This window comes from Pseudanabaena biceps PCC 7429 (assembly GCF_000332215.1).
Lineage (GTDB): Bacteria > Cyanobacteriota > Cyanobacteriia > Pseudanabaenales > Pseudanabaenaceae > Pseudanabaena > Pseudanabaena biceps.
The window spans coordinates 1-2,520 of sequence record NZ_ALWB01000368.1; the positions used below are offsets into that span (position 1 = coordinate 1).

2 protein-coding genes are annotated in these 2,520 nt (G+C 39.4%); one reads left to right on the forward strand and one right to left on the reverse strand.

Annotated features, from left to right (window positions below):
* Nucleotides 1-438: 438 nt before the first annotated feature.
* Nucleotides 439-1,461, forward strand: a complete 1,023-nt coding sequence (locus PSE7429_RS22370) for a sterol desaturase family protein (RefSeq protein WP_009629670.1) — start codon at nt 439-441, stop codon at nt 1,459-1,461.
* 337 nt (nt 1,462-1,798) lie between these two features.
* Here PSE7429_RS22370 and PSE7429_RS22375 read toward each other — a convergent pair whose 3' ends face one another.
* Nucleotides 1,799-2,278: a hypothetical protein gene (locus PSE7429_RS22375; RefSeq protein ID WP_009629671.1), complete on the reverse strand. Its 480-nt coding sequence runs from the start codon at nt 2,276-2,278 to the stop codon at nt 1,799-1,801.
* Nucleotides 2,279-2,520 lie beyond the last annotated feature (242 nt).

The following is a 2,520-nucleotide window of genomic DNA, read 5'->3' on the forward strand; positions in this document are numbered from 1 at the left end:
GTAGCAAGGCTTTTACTTTTGGGCTTTTAAAATTTGTCAGCTTAACCCGAACTGACATTAACTAGCTGGGCATAATCAAAATCCAGATTAAAAAGCTGTGGTGCAAGCGCAGCTTGCGCCACAGCTTTTTGGGTTTTACATTTAATTGCAACTGGCTATTTAAAGGTTTTCAAGTTAAGAAATAGCGTAGCTATTTCTTAATTTGGTATGAGGACTGCAATATATAGCAACGTGAGAGATAGCGGGGACAAATCCAAACCCTAAAGATGAGTGGCGGCGTAAAGCGCCGCCACTCATCTTTAGGGTTTGATGTCCTAAGCAAACCTGACGTTGCTATATAACTCTGATGGTTTGACAGAAAATGATCTGAGATACACAAATAAAGTTTGATCCGATTTAATATATTCCCAACACTGTAAGTACATATATTACGAGGGGATGATTTCTGTGGAAATTTTACAATGGATAGGAGATGCACTTCTTTATCCAGTCAGACAAATTTTGATGCCCGAATCTCAGCTCTATTGGCTCTATTTGCTTTGTTCTTTCTTTATAGCAGTGATTGTCTATGTTGTAAGATTTAATCGAGAAGAAGTGCAAAGTAGTTTTCTTCAATACTGCTTTCCTAAGGAGGTATTTCTCCATGAATCAGCAATTCTCGATTATCAGAACTATTTGCCGATCATGCTATGCAAAAGTTTGATTGTTACGCCGATCGCTACAGTGATATCGGCAAAATTTATTGCGAATTTCGTCACTCTTTCTCTGGCACAGGTTTTTGGGATAGATACGGTCTTTCCAGTCACTGAAGTGCAGTTATGGCATCATTTTGCCTTTAGCCTTTTTCTGATACTAACTATTGATTTTGGTTACTATTACAATCATTATATTCGGCATAAAATCTCTGTTTTATGGGAATTTCATAAAATTCATCATACGGCAGAAGTCCTCACCCCCTTCACATTATTTCGACATCATCCCCTCGACTATCTGATCCAGACATTGACTGTATCGCTATTTTCGGGACTAGCTATAGGGATTTGGACTTACCTATTTGGTAATCAAATGGAAGTTTTATATCTCAATGGTATTCCTTTTGTATTATTCATTTTTTATATTACGGGTAACTTCCGCCATGCTCATATTTGGCTATCGTTTCCTTATTGGGTTAGCCATATTTTTATTAGTCCTGCCCAGCACTACATTCATCATGCTAATGAGTCCAAATATTATGATGCAAATTATGGCAAAATCTTTGCTATTTGGGATTGGATGTTTGGAACTTTATATGTCCCCAAAACCTTTGAGAAATTGCCATTAGGATTGCCCAACGATGAGGCAAAGAACTTCAATACGGTGGGGAAGTTTTATTTGCAACCTTTTAGATCCCTGTTTCAGTCTCCTAAAAATGAGAAACCGATTTTCTCTTTGTCTAATTTAGACAACTCCACTAACGAATAGTTATAGCTGTCGCCAATTGTACTAGGATATAAACCCCAAGAATTGATTGGCGGCGCTTCGCCCCGCCAATCAATTCTTGGAGTTTGATTTGTCCTAAGTCAACTACTTATACCAAAGCTCAAAATGGCTATACCATTTTGAGCTTTGAAAATCCTTACTGGGTTTGGTTTTTAATTCACAAAAGTGTGACAACACTTTTGTGAATTGGTATTACAGCAATTATCGATCAAACGAACCACAGAGAAATTTTTGAAAGCGTTGCTTTGCAACGCTTTCAAGAATTTCCTTGGTTTGGGTTTAAGCGCAAAGCGCTGTAAGTTTACTAATGCTTAGCTACTTACTTGATTTTCTTGGAGCGCTTTACTTCGCATAGCAGTCCAGTTTCGGGATGAACGTAAAACTCGTTATCCCTTCCACTAAAACAGCGATCGCCGAGGTAACGGGGCTGATAGGGTTTATGGCATGGATTTCCATCGATGATTTCGACGTAGCGTTCCACGTACTGCCAGAGATGCGTGAACACATGTTGACCAGTCACGGTTCTTTGATCGAGGCGATCGCACAATTCGCTATAAACTAGATTCCAAGGTTGCCCTACATGCGATCGCAAAAATCGCTGTAATGGAGCTAAATGATCGGAGAAGTACTTAGTTTTCTGTCTCACTTTGATTAAGTAGGGACTGAGTAAACCATCTTCACTAGCCTCAAGAGTTAAGCGATCAAGTCTCTTTCGCTCTCCTTTTAACCTACGCGAACTTCTTCGCATACCGCCACGCGGACGTTCGATCGTAATTTCATTTAGGCGATGTTCGCTCATAATCTCAAATATCTAATAACGGAATTCTGAATGGCGATGAGGGAATAGAAAAATTTCCATGAGTAGAACGAGCAAAAATGCAACATGACGATTCTCCTGAATTAATAGTTGATACCGATTCCCAAACTGGCAACGCCAGTTTGGGAATCTCCAAACCTTACTGGTTTTGTCTTTTTAAATAGTTCAGCATAATTAAAATTTAAACCCAGAAGAGAGTACCGCCCGCGTAGCGGGCGGTACTC

What these genes read in the sequence shown, in the direction of transcription:
- PSE7429_RS22375 (WP_009629671.1), bottom strand. Translation starts at nt 2,278, where the DNA reads ATGAGCGAACATCGCCTAAATGAAATTACGATCGAACGTCCGCGTGGC.
- PSE7429_RS22370 (WP_009629670.1), top strand. Translation starts at nt 439, where the DNA reads ATGATTTCTGTGGAAATTTTACAATGGATAGGAGATGCACTTCTTTAT.